General features: G+C 46.1%; 23 protein-coding genes. 7 read left to right on the top strand and 16 right to left on the bottom strand.

Annotated elements, in window-relative coordinates; genetic code table 11:
• Positions 1 to 158: 158 nt before the first annotated feature.
• From CKQ84_RS00255 to CKQ84_RS00295, 9 genes are all read right to left on the bottom strand, one after another.
• Positions 159 to 917: an SDR family oxidoreductase gene (locus tag CKQ84_RS00255; RefSeq protein ID WP_011846385.1), complete on the bottom strand. Its 759-nt coding sequence runs from the start codon at positions 915 to 917 to the stop codon at positions 159 to 161.
• A gap of 24 nt (positions 918 to 941) precedes the next feature.
• A complete protein-coding gene (gene mmsB, locus CKQ84_RS00260; protein ID WP_105249699.1) occupies positions 942 to 1,844 on the bottom strand; it encodes a 3-hydroxyisobutyrate dehydrogenase in 903 nt (300 codons plus the stop codon).
• 134 nt (positions 1,845 to 1,978) lie between these two features.
• On the bottom strand, positions 1,979 to 3,148 hold the full coding sequence (locus CKQ84_RS00265; RefSeq protein WP_105249700.1) for an enoyl-CoA hydratase/isomerase family protein: 1,170 nt from the start codon (positions 3,146 to 3,148) through the stop codon (positions 1,979 to 1,981).
• The gene (locus CKQ84_RS00270; protein ID WP_011789976.1) at positions 3,148 to 3,921 is read right to left on the bottom strand and encodes an enoyl-CoA hydratase; all 774 of its coding nucleotides are present in this window, start codon (positions 3,919 to 3,921) and stop codon (positions 3,148 to 3,150) included. Before CKQ84_RS00270 ends, CKQ84_RS00265 begins: the two co-directional genes overlap by 1 nt.
• Before the next feature lie 59 nt (positions 3,922 to 3,980).
• Positions 3,981 to 5,138 (bottom strand): acyl-CoA dehydrogenase family protein, encoded by a 1,158-nt coding sequence (locus CKQ84_RS00275; RefSeq protein ID WP_105249701.1) that lies wholly within the window; start codon positions 5,136 to 5,138, stop codon positions 3,981 to 3,983.
• 88 nt (positions 5,139 to 5,226) lie between these two features.
• Positions 5,227 to 6,726, bottom strand: a complete 1,500-nt coding sequence (locus CKQ84_RS00280; protein ID WP_105249702.1) for a CoA-acylating methylmalonate-semialdehyde dehydrogenase — start codon at positions 6,724 to 6,726, stop codon at positions 5,227 to 5,229.
• A gap of 116 nt (positions 6,727 to 6,842) precedes the next feature.
• Positions 6,843 to 8,033: an acetyl-CoA C-acyltransferase gene (locus CKQ84_RS00285; protein WP_105249703.1), complete on the bottom strand. Its 1,191-nt coding sequence runs from the start codon at positions 8,031 to 8,033 to the stop codon at positions 6,843 to 6,845.
• A gap of 291 nt (positions 8,034 to 8,324) precedes the next feature.
• Entirely contained in the window at positions 8,325 to 9,266 is a 942-nt protein-coding gene (gene metA, locus CKQ84_RS00290) for a homoserine O-succinyltransferase (RefSeq protein ID WP_105249704.1), read from the bottom strand.
• Between the two features lie 70 nt (positions 9,267 to 9,336).
• Complete coding sequence (locus CKQ84_RS00295) at positions 9,337 to 9,756, bottom strand: YbaY family lipoprotein (RefSeq protein ID WP_105249705.1); 420 nt, start codon at positions 9,754 to 9,756, stop codon at positions 9,337 to 9,339.
• A 117-nt stretch (positions 9,757 to 9,873) separates the two neighbouring features.
• Here CKQ84_RS00295 and CKQ84_RS00300 point away from each other — a divergent pair, with 117 nt between their 5' ends.
• Entirely contained in the window at positions 9,874 to 10,617 is a 744-nt protein-coding gene (locus CKQ84_RS00300; protein WP_028760569.1) for an SDR family oxidoreductase, read from the top strand.
• A 99-nt stretch (positions 10,618 to 10,716) separates the two neighbouring features.
• Here CKQ84_RS00300 and ompW read toward each other — a convergent pair whose 3' ends face one another.
• The 7 genes from ompW to phhA all read right to left on the bottom strand — a co-directional run bounded on the left by ompW (position 10,717) and on the right by phhA (position 18,134).
• Positions 10,717 to 11,361, bottom strand: coding sequence for an outer membrane protein OmpW (ompW, locus tag CKQ84_RS00305; RefSeq protein ID WP_173913130.1), 645 nt, complete (start codon positions 11,359 to 11,361; stop codon positions 10,717 to 10,719).
• 476 nt (positions 11,362 to 11,837) lie between these two features.
• A complete protein-coding gene (locus CKQ84_RS00310) occupies positions 11,838 to 12,518 on the bottom strand; it encodes a nucleotidyltransferase family protein (RefSeq protein ID WP_254053193.1) in 681 nt (226 codons plus the stop codon).
• A 429-nt stretch (positions 12,519 to 12,947) separates the two neighbouring features.
• A complete protein-coding gene (gene maiA / locus CKQ84_RS00320; RefSeq protein WP_105249708.1) occupies positions 12,948 to 13,598 on the bottom strand; it encodes a maleylacetoacetate isomerase in 651 nt (216 codons plus the stop codon).
• Between the two features lie 87 nt (positions 13,599 to 13,685).
• On the bottom strand, positions 13,686 to 14,672 hold the full coding sequence (locus tag CKQ84_RS00325; protein ID WP_028760574.1) for a fumarylacetoacetate hydrolase family protein: 987 nt from the start codon (positions 14,670 to 14,672) through the stop codon (positions 13,686 to 13,688).
• 384 nt (positions 14,673 to 15,056) lie between these two features.
• On the bottom strand, positions 15,057 to 16,595 hold the full coding sequence (gene tyrR, locus CKQ84_RS00330) for a transcriptional regulator TyrR (protein WP_028760575.1): 1,539 nt from the start codon (positions 16,593 to 16,595) through the stop codon (positions 15,057 to 15,059).
• 268 nt (positions 16,596 to 16,863) lie between these two features.
• Positions 16,864 to 17,202, bottom strand: coding sequence for a 4a-hydroxytetrahydrobiopterin dehydratase (locus CKQ84_RS00335; protein ID WP_028760576.1), 339 nt, complete (start codon positions 17,200 to 17,202; stop codon positions 16,864 to 16,866).
• A 131-nt stretch (positions 17,203 to 17,333) separates the two neighbouring features.
• Entirely contained in the window at positions 17,334 to 18,134 is an 801-nt protein-coding gene (phhA, locus tag CKQ84_RS00340; RefSeq protein WP_105249709.1) for a phenylalanine 4-monooxygenase, read from the bottom strand.
• A gap of 321 nt (positions 18,135 to 18,455) precedes the next feature.
• On the opposite strand from phhA, the gene galU reads away from it, so the two are divergent.
• From galU to CKQ84_RS00370, 6 genes are all read left to right on the top strand, one after another.
• Positions 18,456 to 19,364, top strand: a complete 909-nt coding sequence (galU, locus tag CKQ84_RS00345; protein ID WP_028760578.1) for a UTP--glucose-1-phosphate uridylyltransferase GalU — start codon at positions 18,456 to 18,458, stop codon at positions 19,362 to 19,364.
• The gene (galE, locus tag CKQ84_RS00350) at positions 19,364 to 20,377 is read left to right on the top strand and encodes a UDP-glucose 4-epimerase GalE (RefSeq protein ID WP_028760579.1); all 1,014 of its coding nucleotides are present in this window, start codon (positions 19,364 to 19,366) and stop codon (positions 20,375 to 20,377) included. Before galU ends, galE begins: the two co-directional genes overlap by 1 nt.
• 92 nt (positions 20,378 to 20,469) lie before the next feature.
• Entirely contained in the window at positions 20,470 to 20,952 is a 483-nt protein-coding gene (gene napF, locus CKQ84_RS00355) for a ferredoxin-type protein NapF (RefSeq protein WP_028760580.1), read from the top strand.
• A 111-nt stretch (positions 20,953 to 21,063) separates the two neighbouring features.
• Entirely contained in the window at positions 21,064 to 21,513 is a 450-nt protein-coding gene (locus tag CKQ84_RS00360; protein ID WP_049821731.1) for a polymer-forming cytoskeletal protein, read from the top strand.
• Positions 21,514 to 21,831: 318 nt separating this feature from the next.
• On the top strand, positions 21,832 to 22,806 hold the full coding sequence (locus tag CKQ84_RS00365; RefSeq protein WP_105249710.1) for a LysR family transcriptional regulator: 975 nt from the start codon (positions 21,832 to 21,834) through the stop codon (positions 22,804 to 22,806).
• Between the two features lie 477 nt (positions 22,807 to 23,283).
• Complete coding sequence (locus CKQ84_RS00370) at positions 23,284 to 25,581, top strand: OmcA/MtrC family decaheme c-type cytochrome (RefSeq protein ID WP_028760583.1); 2,298 nt, start codon at positions 23,284 to 23,286, stop codon at positions 25,579 to 25,581.
• Positions 25,582 to 25,651 lie beyond the last annotated feature (70 nt).

The following is a 25,651-nucleotide window of genomic DNA, read 5'->3' on the forward strand; positions in this document are numbered from 1 at the left end:
CGGGAGAGCGATTGTTGAAGGTTAACAACTAAATGTCAACTCCAACAGTGAAATCTAAATAAATCCGAAAGCTAGAGCATAAGAACCATTATCTTTATTTACCCTATAAAAAAACCGAGCCTAAGCTCGGTTTTTATGCAAATCAATAAGATATCGCTCTAAAGACGGATACCACCATCGATTTCAAACACACGACCGTTAACATAATCGTTTTCAATAATAAAACGTACGGTAGAAGCTATCTCGTCGGCATGACCTAAGCGGCCAACAGGCACGAGTTTCTCTAAACGCTCCAACGCTTCTGGCTTCATTGCTGCCGTCATCTCGGTCGCAATCACACCAGGTGCTACGGCTGCACTACGGATATTGTAGCGCGCTAACTCCTTCGCCCAGCCAACAGACATAGCCGCAACACCCGCTTTTGAGGCCGCGTAATTTGATTGACCCATATTACCCGCCTTAGCAAGGCTAGAGATGTTAACAATCACCCCCGCTTGACCCGATTCAATCATGGCCGCTGCGGCCTCACGGCCACAAAGGAAACTGCCGGTCAGGTTCACATTGATCACCGATTGGAATTGCTCGTAAGACATACGATCAGTGACTTTGCCGTCTTTGGCTTTGACTAACATGCCATCACGCAGAATACCGGCGTTGTTCACTAACACGTTCACTTGACCAAAATCTTCGAGAATATAGGCAAAACCCGCGACGACGTCTTCTTCGTCGGTAATGTCTAAGGCATAACCTTGGACTTCAGTGTCCGATCCAAGCTCTGCGCAGGCTCGCTCGAGTTTTTCTTGGTCCACATCGATAAGCGCTATCTTAGCACCCGCCTGCGCAAAATTTTGCGCCATTGCTAAGCCTAAGCCACCCGCGCCGCCAGTAATGACGACAACCTTATCTTTTAAATCCATCTGGTGATCCCTTGTTATCTGTGTCTATTTTTTAAGTGGTGCAAATTGTTCAAATATACTGGAAAAATCTCGGCGACCATTGCCTTGTCTTGCATGATTGACATACAAGCTGCGGGCTAAAGCGCCCATTGGCGTGCTAGAGTTGCTCAATAATGCCGCTTCTTGTGACAGACCGAGATCTTTGACCATCAAATCTACCATAAAGCCACCCTGATAGCCCTTAGAAGAAGGCACTGTTTCCATCACGCCTGGGCAGGGATTGTACTTCTCTAGCGTCCAGTTTCCGCCACTGCTGACCTTCATAATGTCGGATAACACTTTGGGATCGAGACCATGATCGACGCCCATTTGCAGCGCTTCGGAAGTACCGACCATCAACACAGATAACAGCATGTTATTGCAGATTTTTGCGACTTGCCCCGCACCTGGACCGCCTGCGTGGAAGATATTCACACCCATAGCCTTAAGTACGGGCTGCGCACGTTCAAAAGCGTTATCCGAGCCACCACAAATAAAAGTTAAGGTGCCCGCTGCCGCGCCTGCCGTGCCGCCAGAAACTGGTGCATCCATAAATTCGATGCCGCTTTTAGCCGCTTCGGCCGCCACTAATTGTGCGCTTTGCGCATCGATGGTTGAACAATCGATGAGCAAGGTATCACCCGCAACCACTTCAAGTAGGCCTTTGTTTGTTCCATTGCCTAAATATAAGTTTTTTACATGCTTGCCCGCAGGCAGCATAGTAATCACCACACTTGCACCCGCTGCAGCGCCGCAGGCGGTACTTGATACTAAGGCGCCTTTTTCGGCCAATTGCTGCATAGCTTCGGGGACTAAATCAAAGACGCGAACCGTCATGCCTGCTTTTAATAAATTGGCCGCCATTGGGCCGCCCATATTACCTAAACCGATAAAGGCTACTGTACTCATGCCATCACTCCTGTGTTGTTCTTTTTAGTGTTGTGATAATGCTATCAAATTGATTATGTTGTCATTATCACAGAGTAAAGCGAGCTTAGCTAAGCCGATAAATACAGCGCTTAGCCAACTCGGCCCTTAAACGCTTAACTCAGTTGGTTAAAGGGATGCGCCTCGCCCCATGGGGAAGCCAATATTTGCTCAAGTACCGCTGTGGGTACTGAGTTAACATCCTTAAAACGCCATTGCGGTTTCTTGTCTTTATCAATCAAGAGTGCACGAACGCCTTCGCAGAAATCACCGTGGGCACACACGTTAACACTTGCGGTTAACTCCCATTTGAAACATTGAGCTAAGCTAAGCTTAGTCCCTAACTGCCCTTGGATATAGACCAAGTGCCAGCTGATAGGGCTACCCGCAAGGAAGGTGTCCCGCGCTTTCATTAACCACTTTTCTTCCGATACCAGAGTTGACATGCGTGCTGCAATATCCTGCAGACTGCCCGCCATAAGCCTGTCGATTATGTCTTGGCTTTCGGCTAATACACTGTCGCCCTTAGGAATATCCACTTGATTAGACAGCTCGTTAATCATGCTATCTAAACGTTGATGATTAAGAGCTGGCGTATCACTCCAATCTAAGGTTGCCATGCCATCAAACATCAGCTCTTTGTCGTCGCGGTTCAGGTAATGATCCGCAAGGCCCACATAACAGGCATCGGCGGCATTGAGTTGATAGGCGGTCAATCCCAAAAACAATCCCATCTTGCCCTGCATACGATTAAGGAAATAACTGCCGCCCACATCGGGATACAGGCCGATAGTCACCTCAGGCATAGCGATACGAGAAGTTTCGGTAACGACTCTGTGGCTCGCGCCCGCCATCAAACCGAGGCCGCCGCCCATGACTATGCCATCGCCCCACACCAACACAGGTTTGCCAAAGGTATGCAGTAGATAATCGAGGCGATATTCTTCTTCGAAGAAAACCTTTGCTTCCTCAGTCACTTGCCCATTAGCGGCAATGGAAGCATGGTATAAAGCGCGCACATCACCCCCGGCACAAAATGCCTTCTCACCGCTACCATCTAATACGATGCAAGCAATAAGGGGATCTTTCTTCCACAGATTAAGCTGCGCCGTCATAGCGCGCACCATGACTAAATCTAAGGCGTTGAGGGCTTTTTCCACATTGAGTGTGACCACCCCAACCAATTTGCCAGAAGCAGTGGCTAAGGTTTGAAAAACCACATTTTGTGTGGTCGTGACCTGATTTTCGACATGCTCGACCACGTCATTATCTACTACATTCGTCATTAGCGGTTTCTCCACTCAGCTTTACGTTTCCCTAAAAACGCATTCACGCCTTCGGCCTGATCTTCAGTATCAAATAATCCGACAAATAACTCACGCTCAATCGGTAGCGCTTGGCTACGCGCCATAGTGCGCCCCGCTTGAATAAGTGTCTTACATGCAGTCACGCTGCTTGGGCTTTGATTCGCCACTTTGACGGCTAAGGCGATTGCCGCATTAAGCGCTTCGCCAGTGTCGACCACTTCTTCCACTAAACGTAGATTCAATGCTTGAGTCGCATCGATACGCTCGCCGCATAAAATCATCCGTTTAGCCCACCCTTCACCGACTAATGCGGTCAGATTTTGAGTGCCACCCGCACAGGGTAATAAACCGACCGTCGCTTCGGGTAATGCCATTACAGCTTGAATTTCGGCGATACGAATATCGCAGGCCAACGCGACTTCTAAGCCGCCGCCCATGGCATAGCCATTAATCGCGGCAATCGACACACCGCGGAATTGGCTTAAGGTTTCAAAGGCTTCACCAAAATGCTTGGCCATCGTTGCCGCATTACCTTTGTCACCATCGCTAAACAGTTTTAAATCGGCGCCAGCGGAGAAGAACTTTTGCCCTTGGCCCGTTAACACTAAGGCGTAAATCTCTTTATTGGCATTCAGCTCAAGCACTTTGGCTTTAAGCGCCTGTAAACTCTCGGCAGTCCAAGTATTGGCTGGCGGATTGTTCATGGTCAGAATCGCCGTGTGGCCTTCGATACGTTCAACTAAATATTCCATCTTTATAGACTCCTTTTCAGTTATCGCCGACCTGTAAGTCACGCATATTGCGAGTTGAATTACAGGATTTGTCCTGCATTTTCATCGAGTAAACGACGGGCGATAATTAAGCGCATAATTTCGTTAGTGCCTTCTAAAATCTGGTGCACACGCACATCACGGAAATGACGTTCCAGCGGGTACTCCCTTATATAACCATATCCACCATGAATTTGCAGCGCCGCATCGCAGACTTGAAAACCCACATCAGTGGCAAAGCGTTTCGCCATAGCGCAATAAGCCGTGGCTTCAGGATCACCACTATCGAGTTTAAATGCCGCAAGACGCACCATTTGGCGGGCAGCCACTAACTCGGTTGCCATATCGGCAAGTTTAAATTGCAGCGCTTGGAAAGCCGCCAAAGGTTTACCAAATTGCTGACGCTCATTCATATACTGAGTTGCGCGCTCTAAAGCCGACTGCGCCGTCCCCACAGAACAGGTGGCGATATTGATGCGACCACCGTCTAAGCCTTTCATAGCGAAAGCAAAACCTTGGCCTTCTTCACCGAGCAAATTCGCCACTGGCACGCGCACGTTTTCAAAGGTGATTTGACGGGTCGGCTGGGCATTCCAGCCCATTTTATCTTCAGCTTTACCATAGATAACGCCTGCAGCATCCGCCGGAATGGCAATGGCAGAAATTCCCTTAGGCCCAGCTTGACCCGTACGGCACATCACGATTAATAATTCAGTGGCACCCGCACCTGAGATAAACATTTTCGAGCCAGAAATCACATACTCATAGCCGTCGCGCACCGCTTTGGTTTGCAAAGATGCGGCGTCCGAACCCGCACCCGGCTCAGTTAAACAATATGACGCTAACATCTGCCCTGTGGTTAACGGCTCGGACCAAGTCTGACGCAGGGTTTCAGTGCCCCAAGTCGTCACCATCCAAGTCGCCATATTGTGAATGGTCAGCATGGCCGTGGTCGCGGTGCAGCCCTTGGCAAGTTCTTCAAAAATAATCGAGGCATCGAGGCGCGATAAACCCATGCCACCTTCGGATTCTGGCGAATACAGAGAGCAAAAACCTAGCTCACCGGCTTTTTGGATCACGTCTTTGGGGAAATGATGTTCTTCATCCCACTTGGCGGCGAACGGGGTTAATTCTTCCGCGGCAAACTGGCGCGCAAGATCGGCAAACTGACGTTGGTCATCGTTGAAATTAAAATCCATTTGGCTCTCCTATGACTCTGTGGTCACTTTTTTATTGAATAAATTGGGCGCCGTAAAGACGCCGTGGTTTATCGATTAATCACCGAGCTTAGCGTAAGTTAATGCTCATATTTGGCGTTGAAGCTACGGCGATATCGGACTCAAACCAGCGGGAAGTGATGGTCTTGGTCTCGGTATAGAAACGCACCGCTTGCTTACCGTAGGCATGTTGATCGCCATAGAAACTGCCCTTCCAACCGGTAAATGAGAAGAAAGGTAATGGCACAGGAATAGGCACGTTAATCCCCACTTGGCCGACTTCGATTTCATGTTGATATTTACGGGCAGCGGCACCGCTAGCGGTAAAGATAGACGTGCCGTTGCCATAAGGGCTGGCGTTAACTAATTCGATGGCGGCTTCTAAGGAGTCTGATTCCATACAACACAGTACAGGGCCAAAGATTTCTTCCTTGTAAATGCTCATCTCAGTGGTGACTTTATCGAACATGGTTGGGCCAATCCAATTACCGGATTCATAACCTTCCACGGTAAAATCGCTGCCATCGAGTAAACACTCGGCGCCTTCGGCTTTACCTTGGGCGATAAGTTTAAGCACCCGCGCCTTAGCGGCAGGGCTGATAACTGGACCATAACCCGCTTCTTTATCGTCCCATAAACCTGGGCGAACTTTGGCTAACGCTTCTTTTAATTCTGGGATCCACTCTTTAGCGGCACCAACAAACACGGCAACCGAAATCGCCATACAACGCTGACCCGCCGCGCCAACAGAAGCGCCGACTAAGTTGTTGATCACTTGCTGTTTGTTTGCATCAGGCATAATCACGCAGTGGTTTTTCGCGCCCGCAAAGGCTTGCACGCGTTTTAAGTTATCGGTACCTGTTTTATAAATATATTGACCCACAGCCACAGAACCGACAAAGGAAATGGCTTTAATCGCAGGGTCTGCCAGCAGGATATCTACGGCTGTTTTATCACCGTGCACTAATTGCAATACGCCTTTAGGTGCGCCCGCCTCAACAAACAGCTCAACCAGGCGCTGCGGCGTCATAGGATCTTGTTCTGAAGGCTTTAAAATGAAAGTGTTACCGCAGGCAATCGACAGTGGGAACATCCATAACGGGATCATCGCAGGGAAGTTAAATGGCGTAATACCGGCACACACACCGAGCGGTTGAGTGTAGCTGTAAGTGTCAATTGAACGCGCGACGTTCTCGACGGTTTCACCCATCAATAATGACGCTACGTTACAGGCGTGTTCAGCGACTTCGATACCGCGCCATACATCGCCCTTGGCATCTTCAAAGGTTTTACCGGTTTCCTTTGCAAGAATGGTCGCCAGTTCGTCGTGATGTTCTTTTAGCAGATGTTGATAACGCAACATGACGCGCGCGCGTTCAGACACTGGCACTTCTTTCCAGGTTTTAAAGGCCGCTTTGGCGCTAGCAATCGCAGCGTGAACTTCTTCGCTAGTGGCAGCATTAATCACAGCAATCGGCGAGTTATTCGCGGGATTGGTGACAATAATCTGTGATGTGCCCGTACCTTGAATAAACTCGCCGTCAATGTAATGCTTTACTTGTGTGGTCATGTTGCAATCCTTTCCTTGTAGAGTGATGGGCTGGCGGTGCGATATTATGATTATCCTCAAGGGAAGTGATTGCCCTTGCCAGCCCCGTCTTGTTGATTTAACTAAAACCTTTGCAATTAGACCTCAATGGCCATCGCTGTTGCTTCACCACCGCCGATACACAGCGAGGCGACACCGCGTTTAAGGCCGCGGGCTTTTAAAGCATGGATTAAGGTCACTAGTAAACGTGAACCCGAGCAGCCAATAGGATGACCTAAGGCGCAGGCACCGCCATTGACGTTAACCTTAGCTATATCTAAACCGAGCTCAGACACGGCAAGCATAGTCACCATGGCGAAGGCTTCGTTGATTTCGAATAAATCAACTTCATCCGTTGACCAACCGACATTGGCCAGTAATTTCGCCATAGCGCCAACCGGTGCAGTGGTAAAGAGTGAAGGCTCTTGGGCGTGGGTCGTGTGGCCTTTAATGGTGGCTAATACCGTTAAGCCTAAACGCTCAGCTTCGCCACGCGAGGTCAGCATTAATGCCGCTGCACCATCGGAAATAGAGCTAGAGTTAGCCGCTGTGATAGTGCCATCTTTGGCAAAAGCGGGGCGCAGCGTAGGAATTTTTTCAGGGCGAGCATTACCGGGTTGCTCGTCGGTATCGATAGTCACATCACCGCGACGATTACTAACAATGACAGGGGTAATTTCAGCTTTAAAGGCACCCGAGTTAATCGCGGCATTGGCTTTTTCGAGCGAGCTTAGGGCGAAAGCGTCCATCTGCTCACGAGTGATACCAAATTCATCGGCTGTTTTCTGGGCAAATGTTCCCATGGCGCCGCCAGTATAAGCATCCTCAAGACCATCTAAAAACATATGATCGAGCACTTTGCCATGGCCCATACGCATGCCGCCGCGGGCTTTATCTAATAAATACGGCGCTTGGCTCATGCTTTCCATGCCGCCTGCGATCACCACTTTTGCACTGCCCGCTTTAATCAAATCGTGGGCTAACATTACCGTCTTCATGCCTGAGCCACAGACCTTGTTCACTGTGGTCGCACCAACGGATAAGGGTAATCCCGCACCTAAGGTTGCCTGACGCGCAGGCGCTTGACCTAAGCCTGCGGGTAATACGCAGCCCATCAAGACTTCATAGACATGTTCACCCGCCAATTGTGTTTCCGCTAACAAGCCTTTAATGGCCGTCGCGGCTAGTATGGGTGATGCTACGGATGACAAGTTGCCTTGAAACCCGCCCATAGGGGTGCGTTTAGCGGCAACGATAACGATATCTTGATTTAACGCTTCAGTACTCATGCAGGCTCCAACCTAAATTGACCACGAAGCCTAGTACCAGCCTCGGGACGTTTAATAAAATCGACAATAAAACCACTCTGACGTTTACGCGAACGTAAAGCAAGTATTCCTTGGTCTAATGTGTCGATTTTATCGGATGAAAATTGTCAGTAAGGATTTACAGCGAGGCAGGGATTAAGCACAGTCAAGTGTGGACAACAGAATCTAAGGGAGAGATAAATTAAGGGCTTTTGGGTATCAGCTTAGGTCACATCCATGTGACCACATCACCATAAAAGGCTAAAAAAAACCTTAGCGCGATTCCCACGGCGTCATCGCCGTCATATCACTTAAGTCATAAGGCGTTAACTGGTAAACGTAATAATTGAGCCAATTACTGACCAACAAACTACCGTGGCTGTGCCAGCGGGCAATGGCTTCGGCTTCTGGATTATTATTTCGATAATAGTTTTGTGGCACATTTGGCGCAAAGCCTTGGGCTAAATCCCTATGGTATTCATCGTTTAAGGTCGATTTTTGATATTCAGGGTGCCCCATTACAAACAAGTTACGGTTATTGCGACTTAATACCAAATAGGCCCCGGCTTCATCGGACTGCGCTAACACTTGCAACTGCGGGTGTTGCCTAATTTCTTCCACATCCATCTCGGCAAAACGCGAATGGGGTGCAAAGAACTCATCATCAAAACCACGTAGTAGTGGGAAATGCTGACAAGTGCGCCTATGTACAAATACGCCAGAACGCTTCTGTTGCAATATTTTTCGATTTAAACCATAGAGATGATACAAGCCCGCATGGGCTGCCCAGCATAAAAACAACACTGAGGTGACATGCTCTTGGGACCAGTCGATGATTTCACGGATATGGTCCCAATAAACCACATCTTCGAAATCGATTTGCCCAAGCGGCGCGCCAGTGATGATAAGACCGTCGTAATTTTTATGGCGCACGGCTTCAAAATCACGGTAAAAAGTATTCATATGGTCGATGGAAGTATGCTTGGACTCTTTGTCGTGAATGCGCAGTAAATCCACATCGACTTGTAAAGGCGTGTTGCCCAGTAAGCGCAGTAACTGGGTTTCTGTCTCGATTTTGTTCGGCATCAAGTTCAAAATCAGCACCTTCATCGGCCTGATATCTTGATTCGCCGCCCGCGTCTCGGACATAACGAAAATATTTTCTGACTCTAACACCCCTGCTGCGGGCAGATGATCTGGAATTCTAACCGGCATACCGCGCCTCTTCTGTTCGTAAATACTAACGGATTCGGCGCGTATGTCAGCTCACTTCTGAGCGAGCTAACTAGCCACCGACTTTCTCTAGCAGTATCGTCATTGGCTCAGTGGAATTGAGATCAATGTGATAGGCTTGAGTATTAATAAACAATAACTTATCACCCAACATAATCCGGGCACCTATGGCATAAGTGTGACCGGGTTGGAACTGATCGCTACCAATCGCAAAACTGAATGGCGCGGGTGTCACAGCACCTTGTTGGACGCGCTCCGCCATCACTATGGCTGGCACATCCATTTTTGAGACATCAAGCAGTTGCACTATGACCTTAGCATCGGCAGGTAAGGCTATCCGTTCGCGATATAAGGTCTCGCCTTTTATCTCAACGATAGCATTAGGTGTCGCACAACCCGATAACACCCCCATTACGGCCATTAATGCTAAGGCTGTTAATCTCAACGCGCTTAAACGCAACCATTTGTTCATTTTGTTTCTCCTAATCATACATAAAGACTTCTAGATATCCATACGCCCAAGCTATAAATCTTGTCTTGGTGAACATAACTTTCTATCATAAGCCACCATTTCGTTGCCGAAAAATCTATGACCCAAGCAACTGCAATCATTGTGGGAGCTAGCTCACAATTAAGTCGTGAACTTGCAAAGCAATTGGCAGATCAACAGGTTGAATTAGTCTTATTCGCCCAAGATCCAGAATCACTGCGCGATTTTGCCTTATCCTTGCCAACAAAAGTACAAGTTTTTGCACTTCAAATTGAACAACCTCAAGCCATCATCAACCAACTTGAATCAGTCTGGCAAACTCTTGGCGGCGCGCACTTAGTCTTAGTTAATACAGGCCTCAATAGCTATGACCCCGAGTTGCCTTGGCTACCGGAGCAAGACATTATCGATGTCAATGTGCGAGGTTTTGCTGCCATCTGCAATACGGCATTTAGACTATTTCGCGAGCAAGGTTATGGACAACTGGCGGCAATCAACTCGATTGCGGGCCTGCGCGGCGGGCCGAGTGTGGCCTATCACGCCTCAAAAGCCTTTGGGCAGAATTACCTTGAGGGCTTAAGTATGCATGCTCAGCGCCTTAAGCTACCGATTACGATTACCGATATCCAACTTGGTTTGCTCGATAAAGCCGCTATGCAGCAAAGTGCGATGTGGCTTGCACCATTGCCACAAGTCGCAGCGCAAATCATCAAGGCGATGAAACAAGGCAAACGCCGCGTCTATGTGACCAAACGCTGGCGCCTCGTCGCTTGGCTTACTGTGTTATTACCCGAATTTATCTATAACACTCGCCACTGGAAAGCAAAAAAGCCAAAGCGCTAAATCAGCTTAGCCTAAGTGGAACAGAACATAGCGCGATAAAAAGTGCAGAAACGAAAAAGGAGCCTAAGGCTCCTTTTTTACGCTTATCTAATCAGTGGATTAGAAAGTGTAACCTACGCTGACCATATAAACCCATGGGTTAATATCAGTGTCGATAACCTTTGTGTCACCCGCTAATTTAAACTTCACGTCACTGCTAATTTGCGCGTACCACACTGAAGCGTTCACTAACCAGTTTTTGTTAACTTGATAATCAACACCTGCTTGTGCCGCTAAGCCCCACGAAGTGCTCATGCTCAAGTCAGTTAACGCACCATTTAAATCGTTGGTGAACTCATTGTCGAAGAAATTAGTATAGTTAACACCGACACCCACGTATGGACGTAATTTAGACTGCGCATCACCAAAGTAGTACTGCGCCACTAAAGTGGGTGGCAAATGTTTAGTTTCGGCAATCTTAGTGCCACCCAAAGAAACGTCATGGCTAAAAGGTGTCGCTGCTAATAACTCAACCCCAAAGTTATCTGTCAGCATGTAGCCAAAGTTTAAACCCACTTGTGTGTTGTTGCTGATTTGGAACTCGCCTTTACCCGCAACATCATCACTTGATTCATTTGGCGCAACAACCACAGCCCCCGCACGAACAATAATGTCACCCGCTTGGTGAGCCGATACAGAGGCAGAAAAACCAGCGGCTAAAAGGGTGGCAGCGACCAGTGTAGAAACAGTGTTTTTATTCATCATCATACTCCATATGTACAACATAGGTTTTTGTTTTGTATTACATCCTTAACAATTGACACCTACACTGCCAGAGATATGCGGCTGATTTATTGATCCAAATCAAAGTGAGTGAGCAATACTCACTTATAGGTACTACACATGGGAGCTGAATCACGAAATTCAAACATTTATTGACAATACCCCTTTGTTTTCTGTGAGCTAAGTGTTGTATTAGCCATCACTAATAACTACCGCAAGAGGTAGTGACCAATAACACCATAAACATTTTAGTAACAATAAAAAGCACTTAACTAAGAGGTTATTTGAACATTAATTTCAAATTATAGAGACGGGTTGAATAAGGCTAAAAACAGAAAATGGACAAATAAAAACGGCTTGAGGATGATACCTATCATGTTAGATAACTAGATTGCATGGAATGACAGTGTGAAGCGGTTAAGTCAGTTTTAGACTGAACGAATAAGAAAGTGAGAAGATTAGCTTGAGTAACAACACGTAAGCAAAGGATAGCGAGTTAGCCAGCCCTTAGTCGCAACTCTGTACTCAAACACTGGTAATGATCGCTTTGGATTGGCGCTCAATTTGAGGGCAAACAGAGAGTTCAGCCCAAAGGGAACCACCAGCTCAATACCGTAATGCGTGCAATGATGATCAGTCTCTGCATCTACCTGAGTATCTGTCTCAACATGAGATTTTAAACCCACCCCAACCGCGGTTTCTAACTCTGGCCAATGAGCCATAGCATCAATACAAGATGTGTAAGCCATGTCTTGATTGCGACTATGCATGCGCGCCTGATTCTTAACCGACCAAGGTAACTCAGGGGCAAGCTGATGAAGATAGGTTTCAATCGCCAGATCCCGCTCAGGGCTAATATCTAAAGAGCAAAAATAGATCAGATCGATATCGTTCAGTGGACTCAACTCAAATTCGTGCAAGCGATCCCAGACTAAATTACGGACAAATCCCGCCGCCAGACACCACTGCGGCATTGAGTGTACTTTGGCACATTGAAGCGCGAGTTCAAGCGCCCTCACCCGCTCGCAGTCTTGAGCTATCCATTCGAGTAATTGATGCTCTAGCGCTGCTTCACTCATTGCATCATTCATAACATTATTCGTAGCAACACTCATGACATTACCCCTAGCACCACTCATAACAGTATCGCCCGCTTCAATATCAGATAAAAACACGGGAAAGACATTAGGCTTACTCCACTTCGCCATCGGTTTCTGAGCACTTTACGACCTCATGACAGAGTAAATAAACGAGACTATAAATCGGTGCCATTACCGCAAAACAAATCCAAAACCCATGTACATCTTTGTCTAGCAGATTAACGCTAACAATATAGATAGGCACGAACAGGACCATCCATTTTATTATATTGAATTTGTACAGTATCGGCTTATCACAATGACAGCAGCGTCCTTCCTTAATCGGCACTTCCTTAGCGCCGAGTTTACCTTTGCAATACGGACATTTTTTACTGAAAAGCATTTAAACTCCATCGCTGAGATAAGACTTGTAAAGCAAGTCTCATCATCCATTCTTTCTATTCGTAAAAACCGTATCCGCACAATTCGTTACACCGCATCCGCTTGGCGCTCTGGCGCAGCATTGGCAAAGGCTTCAAGCTGGTTACATTCGGCCCACACGCGCATGATATTGGGATAAGGCGTTAAATCCACATTAAAACGCTGGGCGTTATACACCTGCGGTACTAAACACAGATCGGCTAATGTCACGGCATTCCCAAAGCAATAACGACCGCTATGCCGTGTTAACAAGGTTTCTAAGGCCGTAAAACCACTTGCGACCCAATAGTGATACCAAGTATTTTTGGCGGTGTCATCAGCACCTAAGGTTTGCGTTAAATACTGCAATACCCGCAAGTTGTTTAATGGATGGATCTCACAGGCGACCGTAAGTGCCATAGCGCGCACGTGAGCACGTTCAAGAGCCGATGCAGGCAATAATGGCGACTGTGGATGTATCTCATCAAGATATTCGATAATCGCTAAAGATTGCGACAAGGCATCCACATCCAGCTCATCATCCACCACTAAGGTTGGCACTAACTCTAAAGGATTAAGCGCAATGTAGGCCGCTTTATGTTGCTCGCCGCCATCACGTACGAGATGCACTGAAAACTGTTCGGCTGAAATCCCCTTGAGATTAAGGGCAATACGAACCCGATAGGCTGCACTGGAACGCCAATAACCGTAAAGTTTCATATTTTCATGTCCTTATAAAAGTCAGTATAAAAACGGGGCAATTAAGCCCCGTTAGTTTGAGTCGGTGTCGCCCTTTAAGGGAAAGCCTTAGGCTTTGTATTCAACCACTTTTTGATCGATAGAACCAAAAATGGTTACATCATTATCATCGAGCATTTCGATGCGCACCGTGTCACCAAAACGCATAAATGGCGTAGTGGCTTTGCCTTCGGCAATCACTTCTAACATACGTTTTTCCGCTAAACAGCTCGAACCTGCGCTACGGTCATAGTTAGAAATAGTACCAGAGCCTATAATCGCGCCTGCGCCCAATGGACGGGTTTTTGCAACATGCGAAACTAACTGACTGAAATTAAAGGTCATATCAACGCCTGCATTCGGACGACCAAATAATTCACCATTTAAATAGGTGATCAGCGGTAAATGCACTTTCGAATCTTCCCAACGGACACCCAATTCATCCGGTGTCACAGCCACAGGCGAAAAACTGCTCGATGGTTTAGATTGGAAAAAACCAAAGCCTTTCGCCAACTCGCCAGGGATCAAGTTACGCAATGACACATCGTTAACTAGCATCAACAATTTAATGTGCTTAGCTGCATTGTCAGTGCTCACGCCCATAGGCACATCATCGGTAATAACCGCAATTTCAGATTCGAAATCGATACCCCAGTCTTCGCTCGCCAATGGGATATCCGCTTTAGGGGCAATAAAGCTGTCTGAGCCACCTTGATAAAACAACGGATCTGTCCAGAAGGTTTCTGGCATTTCTGCGCCACGGGCTTTACGGACTAACTCAACGTGATTCACATAAGCGCTACCATCGGCCCATTGGTAAGCACGCGGTAATGGCGACAAACACTTAGCTTCGTCGAACGCTTGCGCGTTATCTAACATGCCTTCATTTAGCGCATCGTACAATTCTTGCAATTGCGGTCTCAGTAAATCCCAACCATCGAGTAATTGCTGCATAGTGTGGGCAATGGCAGGAACAGCAACCGTTTTAGTGAGATCGCGGCTGACTAACATCAACTGACCATCACGACGACCATTGTTATAACTTGCAAGTTTCATATTGGCTCCAGTGCTCTTCGGCTAGGTGTACAATTTTATTGTGCTGGAAAACGCGTGACGTCACCCAGCTTATATTCGGCGATTTAAATCGGACTTTTTGACTCATTAAGGGCATACACGTTACGCAGTCCGCGCCAACGAGGCATGCTCTGTTACTTGCTTTAACGTATTTGTTGCGCGTAGAAATACCCGATGCAGCTCAAGATTCCTATAGCGTGACCAAAATCACACTTAGGTCAATTATTTCACATTTTGTAAACTAATCATTACGTTTATAACCTAGTTACCGCTTATCAATATCTCGGTAAGCAATATGCTTGAAAAGTCGGCAACTAAGTGGAACGATACTGTTACATTGACTGTGTCAACCCAACGAGACTCTGGCTAACGGCGCTTGGCTATCTTGTATTCACGCAGTTTATTAGCAATAGCTGTGTGTGATACACCTAGCTTTTTCGCCAACTGGCGAGTGCTCGGGTAGGCCGGATATAATCGACGCAACAAACTCGCTTCAAACTGCTTCATTGCATCGTCCAGATTGCCCTCAAACTCATTATCAAAGTAACCAAAACCTTCAGCATATGACGGCAATTTCAGCTGTTCTACCGTCAACTCGGCCGAGCCATCCCACATAGATACGGCTCTAAAGACCGCGTTTTTTAATTGGCGTACGTTACCTGGCCAAGCGTAGGTGAGCAAATGATCGCGGCACTGGGCCGAAATCCGCCGAACAGGGCTAGACAACTGTTGACTGTAATGTTCGAGGAACATTTCCGTCAGTGGAATAATATCGACTTTACGCTCGCGTAAGGACGGGATGTGATAACTCAGCACATGGATGCGATAGTACAAATCTTCCCTAAACTCGCCGGTTTGGCATAGTTCAGCTAAATTTTTCTGGGTCGAGCAAATAATTCGTACATCAGCACGCACTTCTTCATCGCCCCCTATGCGTCTAAAAGTGCCATCTTGCAATAGCCGTAGCAGCTTAACTTGAGCCGCCCTAGACATTTCCGCCACTTCATCGAGAAATACTGTGCCCCCCTTAGCTTCTTCAAAAAAGCCCCGTTTGACAACTTTGCCCTGACTGACGTAACCGAATAATTCTTCTTCGGCAGCGCTGTCGGGTAGAGCGGCGCAGTTGATGGCGATAAAAGGTTTTTCACGGCGCATCCCCGCATCATGGCTAGCTCTGGCCATTAATTCTTTGCCAGTACCCGTTTCACCCGTGATCAACAAAGGTGCATCGAGCTGGGCCATACGCCGCGCTTGCTTAAGTACTTCCTTCATCTTGTCACTGCTGGCTAATACATTTTCAAAGCCAGTGGTTTGGTTCTGCAGCGCGTTAAACTGTTTTCCAACGCGCGCAGGGGATTTCAGCGACACCACAGCACCAACCAAGATGGTTTTTTCATCCTCATCGGGTAGGTAAATCGGCAGCATTTCGGCAAGATACTCATTCGGACCAATTTGCACCCGCGCCGCTTGGGCCAATACTTGGCTTTCACTCAGCCAACGGCTGAAGTTAAAACCTTGCACCCAATGATTAAGCGACTCTTCAAGCACTTCGTGCTCACCCATGCCGATATTGAGCAAGGCGGACTCATTAACGATACGGATACGTGCCTTGGCATCGATAGAAAAAACGGAGTCGGGTAAGGTTTTGAGCAGGGTTTTAAGGGCGTAATGTTCTTGCTCTGAGGGCATAAATGACACCGTACGCACATCGTGCACGCTTTCCACTTTGCGGATCTGCGGCATCAAGGCACTCAAGGTTTCAAAACTGATTTCGGCAAATTGTAAGTACAGGAATCCTTGGTTACTGGCATCAATGGCAATTAAATTAATGCCATAACGCTCTAACACGACTAAGATATCTTTGGCTAAACCAACACGATCCTGACAGCTGACTTCCAAGCGCATAATGACTGATATTCCCTTTTTTGATTTGAATTTTGGGGATAAACCGTGCAGAGCTATTTTTCGCCTTAGGCTTTACAACAAAAATAACGCTTGCTAGGCAAATCGTTACCTTTGACGAAAACGTCAGCGATGAGGGGAAATAGCAGAGCCCGTATACGTTAGAAGGTTAAACTGAAAGTGGCAAGCCTAGTTTACAGTTGAATTGTAACAGGAAGAAAAAATCAGCATCATAAAAAACATTAAGATGCTGATTAAATTGATTAAATAATTAACCTAGTAACTGGTCTGTCTTGGCGGCCATGATGAAGTCATTCTTATGTAGCCCCTTAATGGAGTGCGACCACCAAGTGACAGTCACTTTGCCCCATTCAGTGAAAATGCCTGGATGGTGGAATTCTTCTTCCGCTAAATCCGCCAGCTTATTCGTGAATACCATCGCCAGTTTAAAGTTTTTAAACTTGTAGACGCGCTCAAGCTGCATTACGCCGTCACGCACTTGCACGCCCCAGTCAGGGATCATACGAATAAGTTCTGCCAATTCTTCATCGGTCACTTTTGGTGCATCGGCTTGGCACGCTTCACATTTCATATTCGATAACGCAGTCATACATACTCCTGTTGGCAACATTGATAGGGATATTCAGTTGCACTTTACTCATTACTTATTAATTACTTAAATCACATGACTAAATTAGATGGCGACTCAAATGACACATCAAACTATCCATCGAATCGAGACTAGCTCGCCTTGGCTTTGGGAGGATATTTAGGAGCAAATAAACCTAACTGACGTGCCTTAGTGACATAACTCATGATGTCCATTTTGGCAATTTCATCAAGCATATCAATGTGCTCAATCACATAATAAATCGGCTGCATAATATCAATGCGATATGGGGTTCGTAGCACATTCAATAAATCAAAGGGCTGACGTTCTGGCACGTCACTTTCCATTGCATATAAAGTTTCACCAGGTGAGCTTAAAATACCGCCACCATAGATACACAAGGGGCCATCTTTAGGCTGTAGCAAGCCAAACTCAACCGTAAACCAGTATAAACGCGCTAAAAACACCCTTTCTTCTTTGCTGGCATGTAAACCTAATTGGCCATACATATGTGAAAAATTGGCAAATGAAGGGTTGGTGAGCAAAGGGCAGTGACCAAAGATTTCATGAAAAATATCAGGCTCTTGCAGGTAATCAAACTCTTCCTTACGGCGAATGAATGTCGCCACAGGAAACTCTTTATTGGCCAGCAGTTCAAAGAAACGGCCGAAGGAAATAAGCGCAGGTACGGCTGCCGTTTTCCAGCCGGTGGTCGCTTGCAATACAGTATCAATTTCAGTAAGTTGCGGAATACGATCCTTTGGCATAACCAAGGCATCTAGCCCTTGCAAATACTCCTTACAAGCACGGCCAGGCAGGTTTATCGCTTGACGGGCATAAAGCTGGCTCCAAATCTCATGTTCTTCTTGCGGGTAGTTGATAAACCCTGTGTCATCAGCTCTGTGAGCGATGTATTCTGTTCCTTTCGTCATAGTCTTCACTTAGTGGCTAGCGCTCATGGAACCATAGTGATCTAAGCCTTTAAATTTGTTAACTCCCTCACACTTTATTCTTGCACCACCACTGTGACGTAAACGTAAAGCAAATATTACAAGGGTATTAAAAACGCCATGCAAGTGCACATCACCCATGCTGGATTAGATGCTCTGTGCTACCTTTGCTAAAACTTACGTCGACTTCGCTGTAAAAATACTTAAATATCCTAAGTTTTCAGCGTTTCTAAATAGCTTTTCTGTGCAGGTCATTTACAATATTGGCCATTAACCGCATCTCCTTGACCTAAAAGGTTCGCAATGAAACAACATCAAATTCGTAAAGCCGTTATTCCTGTCGCAGGCCTAGGCACTCGTATGCTTCCAGCGACCAAAGCAATTCCAAAGGAAATGTTACCTGTTGTCGATAAGCCATTGATTCAATATGTAGTCAGTGAAGCTATCGCAGCTGGGATCAAAGAAATTGTACTCGTGACCCACGCCAGTAAAAACTCTATCGAAAACCATTTCGATACCAGTTTCGAATTAGAAGCCCAATTAGAACGCCGCGTTAAACGTCAGTTACTTGAAGCCGTACAATCTATTTGTCCTAAAGATGTAACAGTGATCAGCGTGCGCCAATCTCAAGCTAAAGGCTTAGGTCATGCGATTTTGTGTGCTAAATCTGTCGTCGGCGATGCACCATTTGCCGTATTGCTACCGGATGTGATCATAGATGAAGCCAGCTGTGACCTTCGTAGCGATAACTTAGCCGCTATGGTTGCCCTGTTTGATGAAACCCAAGTCGGTCAAATCATGGTGGAAGGCGTGCCACATAACGTCGTCAACCAATACGGTATTGCCGATGTGAATGGGCATGATTTACAACCGGGTGAATCTGAGCCATTAGTCGAACTGGTTGAGAAGCCAGCCGTGGATGAAGCGCCATCTAACTTAGCCGTTGTAGGCCGTTATGTGTTACCAGCCAGCATTTGGCCGCTACTGGCTAAAACCCCTGCGGGCGCAGGCGATGAAATTCAATTAACGGATGCGATTGCGATGTTAATGAAGCAAGAAACCGTAAATGCTTACTACATGGAAGGTAAGAGCCATGACTGTGGTAACAAGCAAGGTTATATGCGTGCTAACGTTGAATATGCCCTGCGCCACAGCGAAATCGGTGAAGATTTTGCGCACTATTTAAAAACCGTAGTAAAAGGAATTAAGTAATGACGATTTTAGTGACCGGTGGTGCTGGCTATATTGGCACCCACACAGTAGTAGAACTGCTCAATGCTGGTAATGATGTGATTGTATTGGACAACTTGTCTAATTCAAGCATAGAAGCCTTAAACCGAGTCGAGCGGATCACTGGTAAATCGGTTACTTTCTATCAAGGCGATATTCTCAATAAAGCGTTATTGCAGAAAGTGTTTAACGATCATGCTATTGATTCAGTTATCCACTTTGCAGGATTAAAAGCGGTGGGAGAATCCGTCGCAAAACCCCTGAAGTATTATGAGAATAACGTTACGGGTACGCTTATCCTTTGCCAAGTCATGGCAGAATTTAAGGTAAAAAATCTCGTATTCAGCTCATCGGCAACCGTGTATGGCGATCCCGCAAGTTTACCGATCACCGAAGACTTCCCCACAGGGGCAACAAACCCTTATGGTCAGTCTAAGTTGATGGTTGAACATATACTGGCAGATGTACACAATGCCGATCCTAGCTGGAATATCGCCCGTCTGCGCTATTTTAATCCGGTTGGCGCCCATGCCAGTGGCTTAATCGGCGAAGATCCTAACGATATCCCTAACAACTTGATGCCCTTTATTGCGCAGGTTGCCGTGGGTAAACGCACCGCCTTAAGCGTGTTTGGTAATGATTATCCGACTCACGACGGTACCGGCGTGCGTGACTATATCCATGTTGTGGATTTAGCCAATGGTCATTTAAAAGCGCTTGCAAAATTGGCCACTAAACCTGGTCTAGTGACCTATAACTTAGGCACAGGCCAAGGATATAGTGTATTAGACATGGTTAAGGCCTTTGAAAAAGCCTGTGGTAACACTATTGCCTACCAAATTGCGCCACGTCGCCCAGGGGATATTGCCGCCTGCTACGCCGATCCAACCCACGCAAGGGAAGATCTTGGCTGGCAAGCGACTCATACCCTAGAAGATATGGCCAACAGTAGCTGGCATTGGCAATCAACCAATCCGAATGGTTATAACGGCTAATAACTTGAATGGCTTGTGGAAATCTCCCAAGCCATTTTTCTTTATCCCTCTAAATACCATCGCTTTACAGCATTAACCACCCGAGGAGCAACATGACTCAAAGTATTAATCACAGCCGTCGCAGCCTCTTTAGCCGGCGTAAAGATAATGCGATAAGGCCGCCTTGGGTGCGTGATGATATCGAATTCACCGATGTGTGTACTCGTTGTTCCGCCTGTCTTGAGGTTTGTGAAACTCACATTATCATCAAAGGTGATGGCGGATTTCCTGAAGTCTCCTTTAAGGACAATGAGTGCACATTTTGTACCCTGTGTGCTAAGGCTTGCCCTGAAAATATTTTCGATTTGACTCAAGCACCTTGGCAATACCAAGCGCATATTCAAGAAAGCTGCTTAACCTTTCAAGGGATCTGGTGCCAAAGTTGTAAGGATGCCTGCGAACCAAGAGCCATCAGTTTTGTGCTCAGTATTGGTCAGGCTCCGAGCCCCAAAATAGACCTTGATCTTTGTACTGGATGTGGTGCCTGCGTAGCTCCTTGCCCTAGCAAAGCCATTGAGATAAAACGACCAACTTGATAGAACACTGTAATTGCATTAACACATGCAGAGCTGTGCTTCTCATGGATTTTAAGCTAGTATCGCGCCTCTGTTGAACTCAGTTAATCCCTTCTCGAATTAAGTTAATTTATGATGATGTTTGTAAAAAAACTGTTTTTCCCGCCTAAAAAAAGTACCTCTTTTAGCTTTATTGCTCGAGGCACTAAACTCACGGGAAATATCGAATTAACAGGCGACGTGCTTGTTGGCGGTGATATCCAAGGTCAGCTGCTTTCTGAGGCCAATATCACCATAGAACAAGGCGGTATAATTCAAGGTGAAGTAAAATGCCATGAATTTATCGTCGATGGGCACTTCAAAGGCAGACTCATTTGTGAGCGTTTAGTGATCCAACGTAATGGTGTTGTCGACGGCGAAGTGGCAAGTACCTCAATGCAAATCCTTGAGGGTGGCCAATTTATCGGGATGCGGATTAAAGAAGATGCACCAACCATTTACTCCCATGCAATAGGCCATACCACAACAGCAGATCCACTCAACTTACCGTCCGTGCAAAACGACGTCATAGAATCTCGCTAATCCTAAATGCATCACAATCGTTTGCTCGCCGCCTTAGGTGAGCAGACTTTGACTCACTCTTTTAGCTCAATCATTCCTTATCGCTCGACGTTAAACATAGCGCCTACTCATCTAGCTCTCCCCAACTCTCCTCTTTACAATAGTTAAATAATTGTTATTTTGCCGAGAGGGATCACAGTTAATCCGCATGCTGAATGTTAATCTTGGCAGTTAGTAATCATGATATTTGATCGCGGTGGTTCGGGTAATCGCAAGGACACAGAACTCCCCTAATAGCGCCGCAAAAACATTTAAGACTCATACAGGGCAAAATACAAAATGAGCAACTTATTACTAAAACAGATCTGTGAACTCGATGTTTTTACCTTGCTTGTATTTAAAAGTATTTTCGACACTGGACACGCAAATAGCGCGGCCAAAGCGCTAGATGTTTCTGCCCCCAAAATAAGCCGCTGCCTCAATGCATTACGCCTAACCTTTAACGATGAACTATTTTATCGTCGTCAACAGGGGCTTAAACCGACGCCTTTAGCAGAAAGTCTCTACGTTGCTATTTGCCAGTTTACTGAATCGGTTTATCACCTCGAACAATCTGCAATCCAGATACAAAATGCGGCCATCAATACCGACTTACCGCTGCATATCGCTGCTTGTAATGGCCTGCTAAGCTTTTTAGCGCCTCAGTTAAGCACTCCTGAACTTGCCCAAAAGCTAGGACAAATACGCTTACATAAATGGCAGGAAAATAGCGCTGAGTTAATCCACGCAGGTGCACTTGATTTTGGAATTACGTTTGAAAGTGCTGAAAATAAAGAATTAAGTTACACCAAACTTGGCTCAATCAATGGCATTTATATCGTTGCAGCCAAGCAACATCCGCTTTGGGACGTTGAGACGAATATTACCTTAGAGCAAATTTGTCGCCATCCGTTTCTATTTCAAGAACTCAAGGGCTTTAACAGTAAAATCGATCCCTTAGAATTATTTTGCCAGCGCCAAGGTATCTTACTGCCTACCGTAGAGAAAGTGATAGACAGGGAGGAATGGTATGCCCATCTATTAACCATGAAGAGTGTGGCTTTTTGTTCTAGCATTGATATGCACACAGTTAAACATATGCCCGGATTACATCTCAAGCGCCTTAGCGACACAGAGCTTAATAGACTCCACGAAACGATGATGGCGCCACATTATTATCTGATTGAGAAACCTGCAATTCATCGGCGTTACAGCCAAAGCCAGTGTGATCTCGTCGTGCGCTCCTTACTTGCCGCACTCGAACCAACACACTAATACAAAAATAGATTACACACTAAGTTCATCAACCTAGCTTACGTCATGGATGTTAAGTGGGTTAAGTGGGTTTACTGGGCTATGGCTTCTATTTATCCAAGGCACAATTCAATCACTTTAAAATGCCATATCTTCCCCAAATCCTCGCCCTCTTATCCCATTGCTTTTGTGCTCAAAACCTTAAGATAACGACTTAAGATTTAGGCTCTCTTAACATCGTTCATTTTGCTTAACCGAAAATGAATTCATCATTTCGACCTAAGTTTAAAGATTGAAATTGTGATACACATCATAGGCTAGCGGCTTAATTTCACTATTTAAAATATCAAAATGCAAAGTTTAGAATTACCATTCACTGGTGTTAAATCATCGTTCACATATCAGATACAAATTTGCAAATACCACTTTATAAGTAGATGAATCCTCCTATATTAGAGGCACTGCACACGCAGTCTTATAGATAGAAAAAGGGACGCGATGATGAAAAACTACAATAAATCTCTACTGGCACTGGCTCTCGTCAGTACCTTAAGTCTTACCGCCTGCGGGGACGGAAGCGATGGTCAAGATGGGGCACCTGGCACACCAGGTACACCCGGAACACCAGGCACTCCCGGAACACCAGGTACACCCGGAGCCCCTGCGGGTTCCTTCGCAACGACAGCTCAATCCATTACAGATCTGGCATTCACGTTAAGTCCTGCTGACATTAAAGTAACCAGCAGTGAAGGCTTCAGTGTTAAATTTACTGTTACGGGTAAAAATGCAGGCAAAGTAGTCCCTTTCAAAGGACTGGATAAAATTGCAATTTATTCTTTAACAGCAAATGAAAACACCTCAGGTACTGGCGCACCGATTGAGTGGCAAAATAATGCCACGGCAAATGCCGCTGGCACTTCGTTAACTTGTACTCTAAACGGCCTGAACGGAACTAAAAACGCTTGTACTTTAACCGAAGATACAGCGACGCCAGGCACTTACACAGCAACTTGGACTTATGGTGGCGCAGCGCCAATCATCAATCCAAATGATAATCCAAACGCAGTACACAGAGTCTTTTTACGTGCTTACAACATCGCCGATAGTACAGGTGTCGTCCTATCTGACAAGATTTTGTCTGTACCCGTTGATTTTATCCCTGCAACAGATGAATTAGGTGTATCGGGTAAAGACACAGTATCTAGTGCGGCATGTAAAAACTGTCACGGTGAAGTAGACGGCCATATCGCGAAGATTGAAGCCCACCATAACTACCAAGATGTTAAAAACTGCGTAACTTGCCATAACCCTGATCTCGTTCCAAGTGACGCACAACTGGCCGAAGGTTGGGTATTTGATTTTGCTCCCATGATCCACAGGATCCACGCAGGTCATCACATCAGTGACAGCTTAAGTGGCGAAGCAAAAGAATATTTCGGTGAAGTTGGTTTCCCATCTGATTTGAAAGAATGTAAATCTTGTCATGATGGTGCCCCAAGTTATAACACCAATATTTATGCACAAGCTTGTGTGGGTTGTCATATCAATGTGAACTTCACCACTGGCGAAAACCATTCAGAATTTGGTTTAGCCCAAGCTGATGATACTCAATGTAAATCTTGCCATGGCAGCGGTAGCTTAACACCTGAAGCTGTACACAGTGTCGGTAAACGCGCTGAGTATGCAAGCCTATTCAAAGTTGACTTTACCAGTGCTGCAGTGGTGACTTCAGCAACACTTGGAATGAAAACATTGACATTAAAAGCCAATGTGACCATGAATGGCGCTGCAATTCCTAACGGAACCGATTTAAAAGTGTATAACGCGACAACTAACCCTACAGGTATGTTTGTGGCTAACGGCTTATTACTGGGTAACGTAACTACTGATGGTACTGTTTATGCTTGGAGAGATGTCAAACCAACAGCAATCGCTCTTAAGCTTGAAAATGGTACGCTGGCCGATGGTGTATTAACCTTCGTAAAAGATATTCCCGATGCCCAAGCTGTAGGTACTATCTACGTCAGTTCAGAAGCCAACGTCTGTATCAAAGCAGGTAAAGTGAGTAGCTGTAATGCCACAGGACTTGAATTTGGCCCAACAAATCCAATTGGTAACACTGCTCCTGTTAAATTCTATAGCTTAGATGCTTCTGCAGTAGTTAAAGCTCGAATGACAGATCCTGCTCGAATTACCGTAGAAGAAGCAAAATGTAACGCCTGTCACGGCACCTTAGATTATATCAAGGGCACCAGACACGGAACTTACACTTTTGATCAATGTATGAACTGTCACAACGATACAACGGGTGCATCAGGCCATAAAACAGTGGTTTCTAAAGGTGAAGACGGTAGCAAAGTCATTAATCCAGAAGTCACTTTCAATAACAAAGACTTATTCACCGTCGCCCACCGCTTCCACAGTGGTAACTTTGATGTTATCGCAGGGATCTTCCGCGATGCCAATGGTGAATTAGTCGGTTATCCATCACCAGAAACTGCATGTTCTGCATGTCACAAAGATGATGCAAAACTGTTTGCGACTGACGGTGGTTTAGCCTCTGAGAAACGTTCAATCAAAGTGGGTAGCAACTACATTAGCCCAGTAGCTGAATCATGCCGTAGCTGTCACGCTCACTCTGATGCAGCGGCTGTCGCTCACTTTAGAAGTAACGGTGCTGTGGTTGAAGCTGACGCAATGACAGATCCTAACTTACCAGTAGAATCTTGCGCAACTTGTCATGCTGAAGGTAAAACCTACGGTGTAGATAAGGTACACGCAGAGGTAGCACACTAGTACCTTTGGGTTGCCCCTGCACAACCCAAACTTTAATCTCTGCAACTCATTGGGGACCCTAGGGTCCCCT

This window comes from Shewanella sp. WE21 (assembly GCF_002966515.1).
GTDB lineage: Bacteria > Pseudomonadota > Gammaproteobacteria > Enterobacterales > Shewanellaceae > Shewanella > Shewanella oncorhynchi.